The sequence below is a fragment of the Camelimonas lactis genome (assembly GCF_004342915.1).
In the GTDB taxonomy this organism is placed as follows: Bacteria; Pseudomonadota; Alphaproteobacteria; order Rhizobiales; family Beijerinckiaceae; genus Camelimonas; species Camelimonas lactis.
This window is the reverse complement of the sequence record NZ_SLWL01000001.1, coordinates 1-16,145: the sequence shown is the minus strand read 5'-3', so window position 1 is coordinate 16,145 and position 16,145 is coordinate 1. Positions and strand designations below refer to the sequence as shown.

The following is a 16,145-nucleotide window of genomic DNA, read 5'->3' as shown; positions in this document are numbered from 1 at the left end:
CTCAGGCCTCCTCCTTTCCAGCCAGGCGGGATTTGCGCGCCTTGCGGGCGTGCAGCCAGCCCCGCGCCGCGGCGACAGGCGCCCCCTTCCCGTCCACGGGCGCACCGACGGAATCCGGCTTGTCCCCGGGGGGCGGCAGCGGAGCCGTGAACCTGGGCGGCGCGCGCCCTGCCGGCGTGGTTCGCGCCAGAAATTCCATCCATGCCGCGCCGGTCAGCTCCGCCACCTGCCCGCGCCCGTAAGCAACGAGGGCGACCCGCTTCAGGATGCTGGACACCGCCGTTTCCATGGCGGCGGCGTCCGGCCAGCTTCGCGCCGCGACAGCGTCCAGCTCGACGGCGGCGCGACGGAGAAAGGCGTTGGCCTGGTATCGGCGCAGGCAGCGCCACAGCGCCACGGCCAACGCCGCGACCAGCGCTCCGGCCACGATCCAGACGCCGGGGGCCGGCGGCCACCAGGGCGGCGGCGCCGTCAGGACGATATCGGCGAGATTGGCAAGATCAGCGGGATTGGCGGTCATGGCGCTGGCCCCCCAATCCTGGCGCCGCCCGCCCGTCCCTGGTCCATGCGCCGGCCGATCAGTTCACGCAACTGCACCGCCACGTCCCGCGCCGTCGACAGGGGCAGCACCGGGATGGCCCGCCGCCGCGACAAGGCGGCGAGACTGGCGCGCCAGGCGGTTCGCTGGTCTGAAAAACGCTGGCGCAGGGACGCTGATGAGAGATCCACCCCGATGCGCGCATCGCCGGAACTGAAGGTGGTGAAACCGGTGTCCGGCAGATCCTGCTCCAGCGGATCGGAGATGAACATGGCGATGACGTCATTGTGGACGCCAAGGCGGGACACCAGCTGGCGCGTCGTCGCGTCAGCCCCGGACATGTCCGACACCAGGCAGACAAGTCCGTCATGCGCCGTCATCCGCGCCGCCGCCGCCAGGGCGTCATTGAGGCGGGCGCCGTCGCCGTCCGCGCGCGCGGACCCGGCGAGCGCCGCGTTTTGCCGGACAATCTCCCCGAGAATGCGCAGGACGCCCTGATCCCGGGCGCGCGGCCGGATCGAAACGGTTTCCGTATCGCCAAACACAATGGCGCCGACCCGGTCGCCGAGTGAGGTCACGCGCCAGGCCGCCAGCGCCGCCGCCTCGGCCGCCGTGACGGATTTCATCGCCCGCCGGCTGCCAAAGAACATGGCGCTGCGCTGGTCGACAACCAGGATAACCGGGCGGTCGCGCTCCTCCGAATAAACGCGGACGTGGGGCGAGCCCAGCCTGGCCGTCGCCCGCCAGTCGATGGCGCGCACGTCATCGCCCTCGAAGTAATGACGCAGCTCCTCGAAATTCAGGCCGCGCCCGCGCAGGCGCGAGGCGTGCCGGCCGGCCAGCAGGCTGTGCACCGGCTGGCGCGGCAGAAAACTGAAGCCACGCGCCCGATGCTTCAGGCGCAGCAACTCCTCCAGCGTGATGAAGGCGCGGGCGCCCACATCGGCCTTCACGGGTTTCCCGCCAGTCTTTTCGCGCACCCGGGCCATGGCCTGCCCCCGTTCATCGTCCAGGTCGGGCCGCGAGATCAGATCGCGACCGCCACCTGCTTCAGCACCTCGTCCAGCACGGCGTCGACGCCAACCCCGTCGGCGCCCGCCTCGTAGCTCAGCGACACCCGGTGGCGCAGGCAGTCGTGGGCGATGGCCTGCACGTCTTCCGGCGTCACGTAGTCCCGCCCCTGCAGCCAGGCGTATGTGCGGGCGCAGCGGTCCAGCGCCAGGGTCCCACGCGGACTGGCCCCGATGGCGATCCATTTGCCGAGCTGCTCGCTGAAGCTGGCCGGGCGGCGGGTGGCCGCCACCAGCGCCACCATGTAGCTCTCCACCACGTCGCGCACCGTCACCTGGTCGATGCCGGCGCGGGCGTCGAACACCGCCTGCTGCGGAACCGGCGGAGGCGACGCAACGGCCGCCGCTCCCGTGGCGCTTTCCGCCCGGACGAGACGCATCACTTTGGCCTCATCGGCGTCAGATGGATAATCGATGCGCACATGCATCAAAAACCGGTCCATCTGCGCTTCTGGCAGCGGATAGGTGCCCTCCTGCTCGATGGGGTTCTGGGTGGCCAGCACCATGAACAGCGGCGGCAGGTCGTAGCGCTTGCCGGAGACAGTCACCTGCCGCTCCTCCATCGCCTCCAGCAGGGCCGACTGCACCTTTGGCGGCGCGCGATTGATCTCGTCGGCCAGCACCAGATTGCCGAACACCGGGCCGCGCCGGAATTCAAACTGCCCGTCCGGCCGCAGGATTTCGCCGCCGGTCACATCGGATGGCAGCAGGTCCGGTGTGAACTGGATGCGGCTGAAATCCGACTCCAGATGTCGCGACAGGCTCTTGATCGCCCGCGTCTTGGCAAGACCGGGCAAGCCTTCCAGCAGAACATTGCCGTTGGCCAGCAGCGCGATGATGATGCGCTCCACCACCGCCTCCTGGCCAATGATGTCGGCGCACATGCGCGTCCGCAGGTCGGCGATGGCGTCACGCGGTGCTGTCGCGGCCTCGTCCATGCGCTGTCTCCCCCATTTTTTGTCATGGCGCCCGAATGACGCAGCGGAAGCCAACGTGGCTTGTCGATGTGTCCACCGGCTCGGCGTGCCGGGCGGCGGGACGATAGCGGCGGCAATAGTTCGGCGCGCACAGGTGCGAACCACCCTTCAGCACCCGGCGCGGGATACGGATCGCCGGCTGGCCCGGATCATAGCTGTCGCTCTCTGGCCCGCCGCGCGGGTTCTGCGGCACGCAACACGCCTTGGGCGCGTCGCCGGCGTGGCGCGCCGACCAGAAGTCCGCCGTCCACTCCCAGACATTGCCGATCATGTCGTAGAGGCCATAGCCATTGGCGGGGAACGCGCCCACCGGCGAGGTGCGGGCAAAGCCGTCTTCCTTCGTGTTCTCGTGCGGAAACGCGCCCTGCCAGGTGTTGGCCATGTGCCGCCCGTCCGGCGTCAGCTCATCGCCCCAGGCGAATTCGCTGCCTTCCCGCCCGCCCCAGGCGGCGAACTCCCACTCCGCCTCCGTCGGCAGGTCCTTGCCCGCCCAGGCCGCATAGGCCAGCGCATCCGCATAGGCCACGTGCACCACCGGATGGTCATCAAGCCCCTTGATGGACGAGCCCGCGCCATAGGGTTTGCGCCATGTGGCGCCGAACTGGAATTTCCACCATTGCGACCAGTCGCGCAGGTCCACCGGACCACCCGGCGGATTGAAGATCAGCGACCCCGCCCGCAACATGTGCGGCAGCGCGCCCGGGTAATCCCTGGGGTCTGGCGCGACCTCGGCGACGGTGACATGGCCCGTCGCCGCGACGAACGCGCGGAATTGCCGGTTGGTGACCGGCGTGGCGTCGATCCAGAACGGATCCACCACGACCCGGTGGCTTGGCGCCTCCTCGGGATAGTGATTGTCGGAGCCCATGCGGAAGGCGCCGCCAGGAACATGGACCATGCCGTCCGTCAGTGAACGCCCAGGCAGTTTGCTCACATGTGTCATCAACGTTTCCATCCCGAACCGCATGGGCGGACGCCCGCCTGATCAGGGCGCCGGCGGATAAACTTCTTTCCAGTCCTGCTTCATGTCCACCACGGTCCAGCCCCGCGCCGGGGCTTCATCGAGCGCCTTGTCCAGCCTGCCCACCGGGGACTTGCGATCATACGCCCATTCGCGCGCGCCATCCGTATGATGAACGAGCAGACCAAGACGCGGACCGGGGCCGCCGGTCACATACTGCAACATCTGCAAATCGCCGTCGGAGTTGCCAAAGGCGAGGATGGGTCTGCGGCCGATGAAGCGGTTGATGCCCACGGGCTTGCCTGGCCCGTCGTCAACGAACTCCACCTTCGCGGTCTTGTACAGCTCCGGCTTGCCGTTCTTGCCCATGCGGAACGTCACCACGCCGGATGATCCGACCACCCGCTCCGGCGGCACGCCATACACCTTGTCCGCGAATGCCCGCATGAACTCCACGCCGCCGCCAGAGACGATGAATGTGCGAAAGCCGGCCTTGTCCAGCAGGGCCAGCAGCTCCAGCTGCGGCTGGTAAACCATCTCCGTATAGGGGCGTTTCGTAACCGGGTGCCGGGCCGTCTTCAGCCAGTTCTGGACGCGGCTGGCGAATTCTTCCGTCGTCATGTTGGCGTGGGTGACGGCGAGCGCTTGCAACAACCCCTTGTGGTTGTCCGCCGCGAGGGCCTTCAGGTCCTTCGCCAGCACCGAACGGTATGGCTCCTGCCGCGCCAGGGCCGGATTTTCCTTCGCCTTGCGGGCGATTTCATCCAGGGCGAACTGCGCCTGGAAATATACGGGCTTCTCGGCCCAGAGCGTCCCGTCATTGTCAAAAACAGCGATGCGCTCCGCTGGCGGAACGTAATCGGGCCCACCCTGCTTCGTCACCCTGGCGACGAAATCCAGGATCGCCTGCTTCGTCCTGCCGTCACGCCACGACGGCAGCGGATCCGCCGCCTGGGCGTCGGACGGCATGCGATCCGATGTTTTTGTCGCGGCCGGCGGCGACGCCGTTTCTGCGCGCGCGGCCAGCATGGAGCCCCCGGAGGCGCCCCAGGGCAGCCCGCCGAGAACCAGCGCGGCGACCGCCAGCGACAACGACAGTTTCCGTAAACCGCTCATCCCCCGCCTCCCATGACATCCCGTCGCGCCCGCGCGCGCCGCCAGTCGGGGCGCATGGCCCCGCCTGCTCATCCGAAGGTGAGGGGCCGGCCATCCGGCCCCCCGCGCGATCCGCCATCCCGGCTATTGGGTGGCTTCCCGCAGTTTCTGCTCGATCTTTGTCAGGTTGAACGAGCCGGGCGACTGGCTGGGGGGATAATCCTTCATCGTCTGAAGGAACTTTGCCGCCATTCCCTGGATCGGAACAACCACAAATGCACGGCTCAGGAACCAGTCGTTGTACACGTTTGCGTTGTGCTGCGCCTTTTCGAAAGGATCACGACGCAGATGGAACAGCAGCGGCACGCGCAGTTCGGTAAACGGCTCACGCCAGACGCCGAACGCCTCGCCCCGGTTTTCGAGGAACACAACCTTCCAATCATCATAGCGTGACGCGACGATCTGGCCGTCATCATTGACGTACCAGAACTCCTTGCGGGGAGATTGCTTTGTCTTGCCGCTGAGATAGTCGAGCATGTTGTAGCCATCGGGGTGCGCCCGATATTTGCGGCCGGCGAATGTATCGCCCTTCATCAGCCGCTCCTTGACGTCGGGCATGCCCGCCGCCGCCAGGAACGTCACCATCCAGTCCTCATGCGCCACAATGCCGTTGAGCGTCGTGTTGGCGGGGAACTTCCCGGGCCAGCGAATGAACGCCGGCACGCGATAGGCCCCTTCCCAGTTCGAGTTCTTTTCGCTGCGGAAGGGCGTGGTGCCGGCATCCGGCCAGGTGTTGTAGTGCGGGCCGTTATCGGTCGAATAAAAAACGATCGTATTGTCAGCGATGCCAAGCTCATCGAGCTTCTTCAGGATGACGCCGACGATGGCGTCGTGCTCGACCATGCCGTCGCTGTACTCATCCTGACCGGACTTGCCGATATTCTCGGCCTTGACGTGGGTGCGGAAGTGCATGCGGGTGGCGTTCCACCAGCAGAAGAACGGTTTGTCCGCCTTCACCTGACGCTCGATGAAATCGATGGCCGCCGCCGATGTTTCCTCATCTACGGTTTCCATGCGCTTGCGCGTCAGGGGCCCGGTGTCCTCGATCTTGCCGTCGGCTTTCGCCCGAATGACGCCGCGCGGGCCAAAACGCCTCCGGAACTCCGGATCCTTCGGGTAGTCAGGATTCTCCGGCTCCTCTTCTGCATTGAGGTGGTAAAGATTGCCAAAGAACTCGTCGAACCCGTGCCGCGTCGGCAGGTGCTCGTCACGATCCCCCAGATGGTTCTTGCCAAACTGGCCCGTGGCGTAGCCCTTGTCCTTGAGCAGGGCCGCAATGGTCGGATCGCCAGGTTGCCAGCCTTCCTTCGCGCCAGGCAACCCCACCTTGGTCATGCCCGTCCGCACCGGCACGGTTCCGCCGATAAAGGCCGCCCGGCCCGCGGTGCAGCTTTGCTGGCCGTAATAGTCCGTAAAGCTCACGCCTTCCTGGGCGATGCGGTCGATATTGGGCGTCCTGTAACCCATCATGCCACGGTTGTTGTGGCTGATGTTCCAGGTGCCGATATCGTCGCCCCACAGCACCAGGATATTGGGTTGCTTGCCCGCCGGCGTCGCGTCGCCCCGCGACGCCGGCGACGGCTTCTGGGCCTGCGCCTGGGCCGTGGAAAGCATGCCGGCTGTCGCGGCGAACGCCGTGCCCATCATCAACAACTGACGACGGTCGACGCGCGCATTCCGGGAACCAGACGTGTCCGGATTACCCTTTTTAATGTCATCCCTGGACATCTTTGCCTCCACATTATTGAAAAGCTCAAATTGCGACCAGCTTCAGGCTCCCGGATACCGGGAATTCCAGCGGGCTTTCTCCTGATGCGCGGGTGACCGGGCCAATCTGCCTGAACATGTCCGCGTCATCGAACGCGCATCATCAAAACCGGTAAGAAACACCGGCCACAGGTCCGCTAAAGGCCGTGTCGAAGACGAAACCGCCGCGCCGGTAGTCCACGGCAAGATGACGGTAACCGACGTGAGCCGACCAGTTCTTATTAAACGCATAGTCAAGGGAGCCCCGCAATTGCCACGTCAACCGGGAGCTGCCGGCGCCAATGTCGCCATATGCGCTGATCCCGAAGCCATGGCCGAGGCCGACGTGCAGGCGCAGACCCACAACTGGATCAATCCAGGTTCTTTCCGTGCCGGTTGATATCGGGAGAATGCTCGCGACAAGCAGATCCACGTCGGAAGAAACAGACCACAGACGGGCGCCCGCCAGGATGTCAGCCGTAAAGGTTTCGCTGCTATAAAACCGGTAGAAACCGGTCACCGTGGTGTTGAGCGTCCGGGATTTCAGCGTAGCGCTGGTGTATCCCGGCGATCTTGGCGTCACATTCCGTGATCCATCGAATGACACCGCCACGTAGGCGAGATCAGCCAGAAGGCCCCATCGCCCGTTCCGGTATTCCGCCGCCAGCATCGCAGCGAAATCCAGGTGACGGAATATGTCCCGGAACTCCAGATCGACATCCACGCTCGGCAGGTTGCGTCGCGTTCCGATCTCGCCATTGAGACCTGATCCCCAGAAGAAAGGCGTGATCCTGAACTCAACGTCCTCGGCTGGCGGCTGGATGACGGGGGGTGGAGACGCCGCCAGATCCGCCGCCATGGCCGGCTGCAGGGACAAAGCCAGCCACATTCCCAGACCGGGCATCGCGCAGCCAACAAATCCAGCCTTCGACAGTCCAAAAGTACGCATGCCCATATGGGGCCTCCCGGTTGATCGCAGGCATACGCCTCACCAGTTGACGCGCACGCCAACCTTGCCGTCCCAGGAGCGGCGGTCGCCGCCGTGGCCGATGTTGTAACTGGCGTCGGCATAGAGGGCGACGTTGCCATTGAGCTGGGCGGTGACGCCGCCGCCAAGCTGCGTCCAGGCGCCCTTCATTTCGGAGTGGAACGGCACGAAACCATCCGCGCTGGAGAACCAGGTCTTCGGATTGCCGAGGAACTCGTTCCACAGATTGGCCCGGGCCCAGACATTGATCTGCTTCGGACCATTTTCCGCGTCCAGCGTCCAGGTGCGCGACAGCCGCGCGCCGATGCGGCCGGCGAGCGACTGCACGTCGCTGAAGCGGACCTGGGCCGCGCCGTCATAGCGGGAATCCAGCGAGATGCTCTGGTAGATCAGCTGCGCCTGCGGCTCGACAATCCAGCCGCCGCCCAGTTGCAGCGGATAGCCGGTTTCCAGCGACAGGCCGACGCCGAAGCCGTCCGGCGAAATCTGCCGCATGCGCACGGAGCTGGACCTGGCGTTGTACCAGGTTCCCTGGGCCACCGCGTCCACATACCAGCCGGTGGCGCCGAAATGGGTCCAGTAGGCGCCGATGGTCTGGGCGTCGAAGCGGTTCTGACCGGCGCGGGCCCCCGTGAAGTGCTTCACACTGCCTTCGGACTGGCCAACGACGAAGTAGACGCCGGCGTGATCACGGCTGCCGTCCGCATGTTCGCGGCGGTAGAGATCGAGGCCGAACTGGAAGGCGGCGATGTCCTGATTATAGGCCGGCCCACGTCCATAGATCCCGCCAGCCGAGGCAGACTGGTCAATGTGCTGGCCGATGATGCGGCCCCAGGCGCCGTTGACGAAGGACGGCCCATTGGCGCTTTGGCGACCCCGCAGCAGCTCCTGCTCGCCGACGCGCTCATGCAGCGTGCCGAGGATCGACTGGCCGTAGCCCAGCGCCATCGACGGCAACGCGGCGTAAAGGGAGGTTTCCGGGCGATAGTTGGGGATCACAGGTCCGGGGGCCGGGGTTGGCTCTGGCGACGGACCAGGGCCCGGATTGGGGGTCGGCGGCGTCGAAGGCGTCGGCAGGTCGGTGCGCAGATACCAGGACTGCGGATCGCTGGCGTCGCGCGTGCCCCGATACAGCGTGTACTCGTAGGGACCGGCTACCACCGGACCACCTAACGTGAAGGCGCCCGTTGCTGTGGTCGCCCCGTTGATGGCGCCGACCACCTGAATGCCATTGCCCCAGGTCACCGCGCCGAGGCCGCCCACATTGGTCACCTGGAGAATGGACGCGCCCGTGGCCGATCCGCCGTTGATCAGCAGACGGTCAGACGGAGAATTGTCGCCGCCAAGCACGGTGTTGACGCCAATCGTGCCGTTCTGGCCGACCCATGAGCCGACAACCAGATTGTTGCCGACGGCGCCGCCGCCGATCTGGGCATGGCCCGCATTGGTCACGACGCCGCCGATGGTGAAATTGCCGCCAGGGCCGCCAGCAAAACCGGGGAAAGCGTCGGCCACGGCGATCGTTCCGTTATTCACGACATCGCCGGCGACGGAGCCGTAACCGCCGAACGTCGCGCCGGCAGCCACATTGACTTGGCCGCCGCCGGAAAGCGCCGCGCCAGGATGGGCTGCGTCGCCGACCGCAAGCGCGCCGCGCTCAACCGAGGTCACGCCGGTATAGGTGTTGTTCGCGGTGAGAATGGTCGCGCCCGCGCCGATCTGCCGGACATCGCCGGAGCCGGAGATGGTTCCGGGGAAGGTGACGGCATTGAGACGGTTGAAGATCAATGCGCCGTCGTTCACCACGTCGCCGACGATGGAGCCCAGCAAGCCGCCATTACCCAGTTGCAGGGCGCCAGCGGTAATCGTCGTGCCGCCGGTATAGGTGTTATGAGCCGTCAGGATAGTGGTTCCAGCGCCAATCTGCTGGACGTCGCCGGAGCCCGAGATCCTGCCGGCAAAGGTCACGGCGTCGGCGCGATTGAAAACCAGCGACCCATCGTTGCTGACATTGCCAACGATGGAGCCGGAGGTTCCGCCGTTACCAAGTTGCAGGGTTCCGGCCGCGATCGTCGTGCCGCCGGTATAGGTATTGTCGGCGGTGAGGACCGTCGCGCCAGCCCCCACCTGCTGCACGCTGCCCGAACCCGAGATCGTCCCGGGAAATGTTACCGTATCGGCCCGGTTGAAAATCAGGCTGCCGTTGTTGACCACGTCGCCCAGGATGGAGCCAGAAGTCCCGCCGTCGCCGAGTTGCAGCGCGCCAGCCGCGATGGTCGTGCCGCCCGTATAGGTATTGTCGGCGGTCAGAACCGTCGCGCCAGCCCCGATCTGCTGCACGCTGCCCGAACCCGAGATGGTTCCCGGGAAGGTCACCGTATCGGCCCGGTTGAAAATCAGGCTGCCGTTATTGGCCACATCGCCCAGGATGGAGCCCGAGGTCCCGCCGTCGCCGAGTTGCAAGGCGCCAGCCGCGATGGTCGTGCCGCCCGTATAGGTGTTGTCGGCGGTCAGAACCGTCGTGCCGGAGCCGATCTGCTGCACATCGCCCGAGCCGGAAATGACGCCAGGCACGGCAAACGTATCGGCCCGGTTGAACGCCAGCGTGCTGTTGTTGGTGATATCGCCGACGATGGAGCCCGAGGTTCCGCCGTCGCCCAGCTGCAACACGCCCGACGCAATGGTGGTGCCGCCCGTATAGGTGCTGTCGCCGGTCAGCACTGTCGCGCCGGCGCCAATTTGCTGGACGTTGCCCGTCCCGGAAATCACCCCGGCGAATGTAACGGTATCGGCGCGATTGAAGACGAGCGCGCCATTGTCGACAACGTCCCCGACGATCGAGCCGGAGGTTCCGCCGTCGCCGAGCTGCAACGTTCCGGCCGCGATCGTCGTGCCGCCGGTATAGGTGTTGTCGGCGGTGAGAACCGTTGCGCCAGCCCCCACCTGCTGCACGCTGCCCGAACCCGAGATGGTTCCCGGGAAGGTCACCGTATCGGCCCGGTTGAAAATCAGGCTGCCGTTATTGGCCACGTCGCCCAGGATGGAGCCAGAAGTCCCGCCGTCGCCAAGTTGCAAGGCGCCAGCCGCGATCGTCGTGCCGCCCGCATAGGTGTTGGCGCCCGTCAGCACCACCGTGCCGTCGCCGCTCTTGGTCAGCATGCCGTCGCCCGTCACCCCTTGCGTAACGACGCCAGTCACCCCCGAGGCGGCGTAAAGACCGCCGTTATTGCTGGTGATGGTGACCGCGCGTCCCGCCCCAAGCGTGAAGCTGGAGGCAAAGCCAAACGCGCCGCCATCAAGGGTGATGCCGCTACCTGCGGCGCCAATGGCGTTGTCTGCGCTCGCAGCCAGCACGCCTTCGCGAATGATCGTTCCACCGGCATAGGTATTGCCGGCCGCATCCACTGGCGCGAGCGTGACGATGCCGCCGCCGGTTTTTTCGACGCTGCCATTGCCGGTGATCTGGCCGATGTACGTTGCGTCATCTCCGGCTGGCTGGGTGAATCTCAGGATGCCGTCGTTCTGGATGTTGTTGACGTTCGCGGCCGGATCCGTGCGCACCGGCAGGCTTTGCGCCCGGGCCTCCAGCACCCCGTCCGACTGCACGATGGCGCTGCCGGTGAAGCCAACGTTGTCACCCGTCAGCGTCAGCGTGCCTGCCTGCACTGTGACTGTCTGGAACCCCTCAAGGCTCCCCGACATCGTCCACTGGCCGCCGCCGCTTTTGGTAAGCGTTTCGAACCCCTGAACGTAGCCGGTCAGCACATCGGATGTGCCCGCAATCCCTTGCAGCGTCAGGGTGTCAAAACCGTCGCCGCCTGTCAGGTTGCCCGTGACAACGGAGTTGTTGGAGAGAAACAGCTCATCGTCGCCGGAAGCAAAAAGGAGGTTGCCTTCCACGCGCGCTCCCGGCCGGTTATAGAACTGGATGCCGGCGCCGCCGGTGGTTCCGATGACATTGCCGCCTTCCGTCTGGATGATCTCGCCGTAGTTATCGACAACGTTCTTGGGGCCAACGGTTATCTCGTCCTGGAACCAGATGGCGGCGTCATTGCTGGCCTGCACCGTGCCGTAGTTGGTGATGGTGTTGCCAGCGCCGTGGACATTGATGGCTTCCGCTGAGTCAGAGGGGCCGGTCTTGATGACAGATGCGCCGAGGCCGATGACAATCGTACCGTTCTGGTTGATCTCGATGGTATTGCCGCCAGTGCCATAAGGGCCCTGATGACCTTCGGGATTATTGGTGACCAGCGCGCCGGCATTTAACGTGATATTCGCGTTGTCGCCCAAGCTGATGGCGCTGTCGCCCACCACGTTGATCACGGCGTTACTCTCCACCGTCACCGACACGTCATTGTTGTCACGGCCGCTGCCAACGCGCGTCGTCTGGTCCGCGCCCGCCGTGCAATCGACCGATTCTCCATTGGCCGGAGACGACGTTGTGCAGGCGGCCATGGCCGGACTGGCGGCAAGCAGGCCGCCGCCTGCCAGGGCCAATGGCGCAAGCAGAAATACGCCGCCTGCAAGACGGGATTGCGCCGGTTGCGTTGCGTCAAATTTTCTCGACCTGGCAACCATCAGCCACCCCTCCTGTCACCCCTGATGTCTGCTGGCGCATTTACGCATCCCGCAGTACAGTTTTGGCCAAGATGACGGCCGGAACGACACGGCGTCTATGCAAATGCTGCCAGTGCTCGCACATTCCTGGCGAAAGCGGTCACAAACATATGATCTGGGGAACGATATGACGCTTTCACTTTGGGGAACCCCCGACAAATGGCATTACACCTCACTGGGAGGCGTAGAGGACCTGCGAGAGGCCATCATCCACGCCGATCTGTCGCCGGTTCAGCTGTCGCGCATGCCGTCTGTCGGAACGCTTGCGCTGGCGGAGTTCGGGGGTCTGGGCTTCTCGACCGGCGCCATTGGTGGAAAGATCAATATAAGCGGGCCACTGTCCGCAGATTGCATCACCCTCGGCACGGGACTTTATTTCCCGCCAGGATGCCGCCAGTGGCAACATGACGTCGAGACGGGCAGCCTGGCGATCTTCATGCCTGGCGACGTGCACGACGCCCTGTATGTCGCCGGCGCGATGTACGCGGCGGTTACATTGTCCTTCGAGCGTCTGGAACAGGTCGCCGCCGATCTGGAGGTGTCCATCAATATCCGCAAACTCGGCGGTAGCGGCATTTATGGCGGGCGGCTCGCCCCGGGCCTCTTTGCCCGTATGCAACATCTCTTCCAGGAAGTGCACACAAGCGGCCGGCCTTCCGGCGACGCCGCGGGCGCACTGCTTTTTGGCCTTGTGACCCACTTCGGGACCGCTCCCGCCATCACATCATCTCCGTCATGCCCCCCCATTTATGGTTCTGTGCTGTCGCGCGCGCGTGAATACATTCACGAGCACGCTTCCGAATCCATGTCTGTCGCAGACATTGCAAAAGCCGCCGGAACGTCGCCAAGAACACTTCACAGGGCCTTCAGAACGCTGCTGGACGAGACCCATATTCCTATGTCCACAAGATGCGCCTGGCCCGCATGCGGGCGGATATCATCCGCAACGCCACGTCAGAAGACAGCCTGGCGCAGATCGCGAACCGTTGGGGCATAAGTGAACTGGGACGCGCTGCTCACGAATACCGTCGCCTGTTTGGCGAGCTGCCATCCCGGACGCGCGCCCACGCCAAAAAACACGACGCATGACCTCCTGACGCCTGGCCAACCTGCAACCGCCGCCTGATTGCGGTGCGGCCACCAGCAACCGCTGGGAGCACTGGCGTCTGGATAAATAATTTCAAACTAAAGACACGATCTTCATATACTAATTTCAATATCTCATAACAACAAAGAACGGATCCCGATATTATAAAGAAATTGTTGTGGCCGATCGCCGCCGTGATGCTGTGTGTTTCGTTAAATATGACCCTGAACTCCGACGCCATTGCCGGCCAGTTTCAGGGCCACAAGCCGCTGTACGTCGCCGTCGGCGGAGCCGCCTATTTCTCCTGCGCATGGCTTGCCGCCAGACTGGCGGGCGTCGCGCTTGAGCGCACGAAATCAAAACGACGACCCGTTCCAAAGCTGTTGCTTGAAATCGTGACGGCGGCGTTCTTCGTTTTCGCCAGCCTCGCCACAATACTTCTGGCGGTCGGACAGAACTGGAGCACCGCCATCGCCGGCTCGGGCATCCTGGTCGCAATCCTGGGTTTCGCGCTTCGCGGGTCGCTGGCGGACGTATTTTCCGGCATCGCCCTGGGTCTCGAGGCCCCGTATCGCATTGGCGACTGGATATCAATCAATGACGAGACGCGCGGAAAGGTAACGGAAATCGGCTGGCGGACAACACGCCTGTTCACCAGGGACGATACATACGTCATCCTGCCGAACAGCGCCATTGCCCGCCAGAAACTGACCAACTACAGCGCGCCGCGCCGCAAATACCGCGGGCACGTCCACGTGAAACTGGGCTACGGGATTCCAGTCGCCGAGGCGAAACAGATATTGGCGAAAGCTGCGGCCGAACCCGCCGTGATCGTGGCGTCGCCGCCCCCGGACGTGCGCGTCTCCTCCTATGATGACGGCGGCGTCCAGTACCGGGTCCGGTTCTGGGTTCCCGGCTTCGTCGACGACATCGACTGCAGAGATGAGGTCTATGCGGCGATCGACGCGGCATTGCGTCGTCGCGAGGAAAAGCCGCCGTTCGTTGCCGACCGCGCCATCACCACGGCGCCCATGGCCGCCCTGTGTTGTGGCCATGCCCCTGTCGGCGCCGCGCCCTGACACAGGCCCGGGTTGAGACACATGTCTGGGTTGAGACGCCGGCCCGCCATTCAGCCGTTCATAAAAGTTGGTCCAGATTACCTGCCCGCCCCCGCCTGACTTGCGGCGCCGCCGTTGATATCCCGGCCCGGCGGCCGGGCGGGCCAGCGTCATCGCATCCATGGCGAAAGATTTGGCCGCGCGCTGGAACGCCCGCGAGGCGAATAGCGCGGACATCGAAGTGTTATGCAGGCTATCGATGGCATCTATTACAATGAAAAATCCCGTGAGCAACATTTTGCGCTGTCGCAATATGAGAATTGCCAAACGCCTTGGGACGATGGATTTTGCCGAGGACATTTTTTTCGCTGATTTTCTTCAGGCGGCAATGTGGCTATATTGCGCCAGCTGTCTGACAGCAATCTGTCGAAAGGCCTGCATGCGTGAGGCGCGGGCCCTGCTTGGTTCAAGGCGTCACTGCCAGCAAGATGCCGGGATTTGGCCCGGCGCGGGGAAGGAGTTGCACAGCTGCTTGCGGGCATGACCAAAAGGTAAGCTTTAATCTGGGATTATGGATTTACAACAGCTGAGTTTACCGCTTACAATTCGTCTGTTAGCTGTTTTCTTCGGGGGAATTTTTATCGTCTCCCTTCAAATCGGCCGAAAACGAGAGAATGCTGACAATTATATGAATGCTGGCAGCGAGGTTGGATTCGGCATCTCCGCCGCTTCCATGACCGCGACATGGATCTGGGCCGCTTCTTTGTATGCCGCGGCGACCTCTGGGTACACCTTTGGCGTCTCCGCCCCCCTGCACTATGGATTGTGGGGCGCCCTGATGATCCTGTTCATATACCCCTTCGGGAAGCGCATAAGATCACTGGCTCCAGACGCACATAGCCTGGCGGAAATATTGCACGCGCGTCATGGCTCTTCCAGTCAGCGGATCCTCGCCGGCTCCAACATTATCGGCGGCATTCTCAGTCTCGTCTCCAATTATCTCGCTGGCAGCGTGCTGATCGCCATGCTCACGCCGCTGAATTTTTCTACAGGCATCCTGGTTATCGCCGCAGGCGTATTGTTGTACACGCTGTGGCCTGGCCTGCGAGCGTCGATCCTGATCGATTTCATCCAGGTCTGCGCCATGCTTCTGGCTGTGATCATACTGGCGCCGACGATTTTTCATCTGGCGGGCGGCCCCGACATTTTCCGCGAGGCCAGAACAATCTGAACCGGCAGCAGCTCAGCTTCTTCTCGTCCGACGCCTTCTTCAATCAGGGCGCGCCTTACATAGCGGCGGTGCTGGCTTACGCAATCGGCAACCAGACCATCGCGCAGCGCCTGTTCGCTGTGCGGCCAGACAAGATCAAGGCGACGTTCGTCACAACAACGTTGGTTATGGCGCCACGGTGATTGGCGTCGGCATGCTCGGTGTTCTGGCGCTCTATCTGGGCGTCAAGCCGGTCGACGGCGACGTCAACAATCTGGCGCCGCAACTGGCGGCGTCTTATCTGGTCGCGGGGCTGCTCACCCTGTTCTTCATTCTGATCATCGGAGCCATGGCGTCCACCGCCGACAGCGACCTGTCGGCCTTGTCATCAATAGTCATGACCGACATTTACGGCCGTAATATTGCCCGTTCTGGCAAGGCCAATCCACGGCTGGTGTGAACCGCCGCGGGTTTGCCGGAGGCTCCAACTTCCAAATAGGATGGAGCCATGACGAGCAAAACTTCGAGCAAATTCCCGGCTGAGGTGCGTCAGCGAGCGGTGCGGATGGTGATGGATCACGAGGGTGACCATTCTTCCCGCTGGACGGCGTGTCAATCAATATCGGCAAAGATTGGTTGCTCGTGACGTTGCCCCCGGAGCCTGTTCCGGATTGAAGTTTGATCTGGCCCTGCTGAGAGGACCAGACATGAAGCGCACCCGGTTTTCAGAAGAACAGA

At 63.9% G+C, this 16,145-nt stretch carries 14 protein-coding genes and 1 pseudogene; 7 read left to right on the top strand and 8 right to left on the bottom strand.

Translation table 11 applies throughout. The features are described from left to right. Position 1: 1 nt before the first annotated feature. From EV666_RS00060 to EV666_RS00025, 8 genes are all read right to left on the bottom strand, one after another. On the bottom strand, positions 2-520 hold the full coding sequence (locus tag EV666_RS00060) for a DUF4381 domain-containing protein (protein WP_132001081.1): 519 nt from the start codon (positions 518-520) through the stop codon (positions 2-4). Next, positions 517-1,527 (bottom strand): DUF58 domain-containing protein, encoded by a 1,011-nt coding sequence (locus EV666_RS00055; RefSeq protein ID WP_132001078.1) that lies wholly within the window; start codon positions 1,525-1,527, stop codon positions 517-519. The genes EV666_RS00060 and EV666_RS00055 overlap by 4 nt, the downstream gene beginning before the upstream one ends. 38 nt (positions 1,528-1,565) lie before the next feature. Further along, a complete protein-coding gene (locus tag EV666_RS00050; protein ID WP_132001075.1) occupies positions 1,566-2,546 on the bottom strand; it encodes an AAA family ATPase in 981 nt (326 codons plus the stop codon). Between the two features lie 22 nt (positions 2,547-2,568). After that, positions 2,569-3,528 (bottom strand): formylglycine-generating enzyme family protein, encoded by a 960-nt coding sequence (locus EV666_RS00045; protein ID WP_165909832.1) that lies wholly within the window; start codon positions 3,526-3,528, stop codon positions 2,569-2,571. Between the two features lie 42 nt (positions 3,529-3,570). Continuing rightward, positions 3,571-4,515: an HAD family hydrolase gene (locus EV666_RS00040; protein WP_245514167.1), complete on the bottom strand. Its 945-nt coding sequence runs from the start codon at positions 4,513-4,515 to the stop codon at positions 3,571-3,573. Between the two features lie 270 nt (positions 4,516-4,785). Further along, positions 4,786-6,429, bottom strand: coding sequence for an arylsulfatase (locus tag EV666_RS00035; protein ID WP_132001069.1), 1,644 nt, complete (start codon positions 6,427-6,429; stop codon positions 4,786-4,788). Positions 6,430-6,571: 142 nt separating this feature from the next. Continuing rightward, a complete protein-coding gene (locus tag EV666_RS00030; RefSeq protein ID WP_132001066.1) occupies positions 6,572-7,402 on the bottom strand; it encodes an outer membrane protein in 831 nt (276 codons plus the stop codon). Positions 7,403-7,435: 33 nt separating this feature from the next. Then, the gene (locus EV666_RS00025) at positions 7,436-12,013 is read right to left on the bottom strand and encodes an autotransporter outer membrane beta-barrel domain-containing protein (RefSeq protein ID WP_132001063.1); all 4,578 of its coding nucleotides are present in this window, start codon (positions 12,011-12,013) and stop codon (positions 7,436-7,438) included. Positions 12,014-12,179: 166 nt separating this feature from the next. On the opposite strand from EV666_RS00025, the gene EV666_RS00020 reads away from it, so the two are divergent. From EV666_RS00020 to EV666_RS18495, 7 genes and pseudogenes are all read left to right on the top strand, one after another. Then, positions 12,180-13,049 carry an AraC family transcriptional regulator gene (locus tag EV666_RS00020; RefSeq protein WP_165909831.1) on the top strand — a complete coding sequence of 290 codons (870 nt, stop codon included), beginning with the start codon at positions 12,180-12,182 and terminating at the stop codon, positions 13,047-13,049. Continuing rightward, on the top strand, positions 12,968-13,141 hold the full coding sequence (locus EV666_RS18845; protein WP_376886194.1) for a helix-turn-helix transcriptional regulator: 174 nt from the start codon (positions 12,968-12,970) through the stop codon (positions 13,139-13,141). Before EV666_RS00020 ends, EV666_RS18845 begins: the two co-directional genes overlap by 82 nt. 216 nt (positions 13,142-13,357) lie before the next feature. Then, entirely contained in the window at positions 13,358-14,218 is an 861-nt protein-coding gene (locus tag EV666_RS00015; RefSeq protein WP_245514121.1) for a mechanosensitive ion channel family protein, read from the top strand. Between the two features lie 160 nt (positions 14,219-14,378). Continuing rightward, positions 14,379-14,741, top strand: coding sequence for a hypothetical protein (locus EV666_RS00010; RefSeq protein WP_132001056.1), 363 nt, complete (start codon positions 14,379-14,381; stop codon positions 14,739-14,741). 27 nt (positions 14,742-14,768) lie between these two features. Then, on the top strand, positions 14,769-15,428 hold the full coding sequence (locus tag EV666_RS18405) for a sodium:solute symporter family transporter (protein WP_207906300.1): 660 nt from the start codon (positions 14,769-14,771) through the stop codon (positions 15,426-15,428). Positions 15,429-15,621: 193 nt separating this feature from the next. Beyond that, a complete protein-coding gene (locus tag EV666_RS18400) occupies positions 15,622-15,867 on the top strand; it encodes a hypothetical protein (RefSeq protein WP_207906299.1) in 246 nt (81 codons plus the stop codon). A gap of 48 nt (positions 15,868-15,915) precedes the next feature. Further along, positions 15,916-16,050, top strand: a pseudogene (locus EV666_RS18495) (IS3 family transposase); the annotation flags it as partial. Positions 16,051-16,145: the final 95 nt, after the last annotated feature.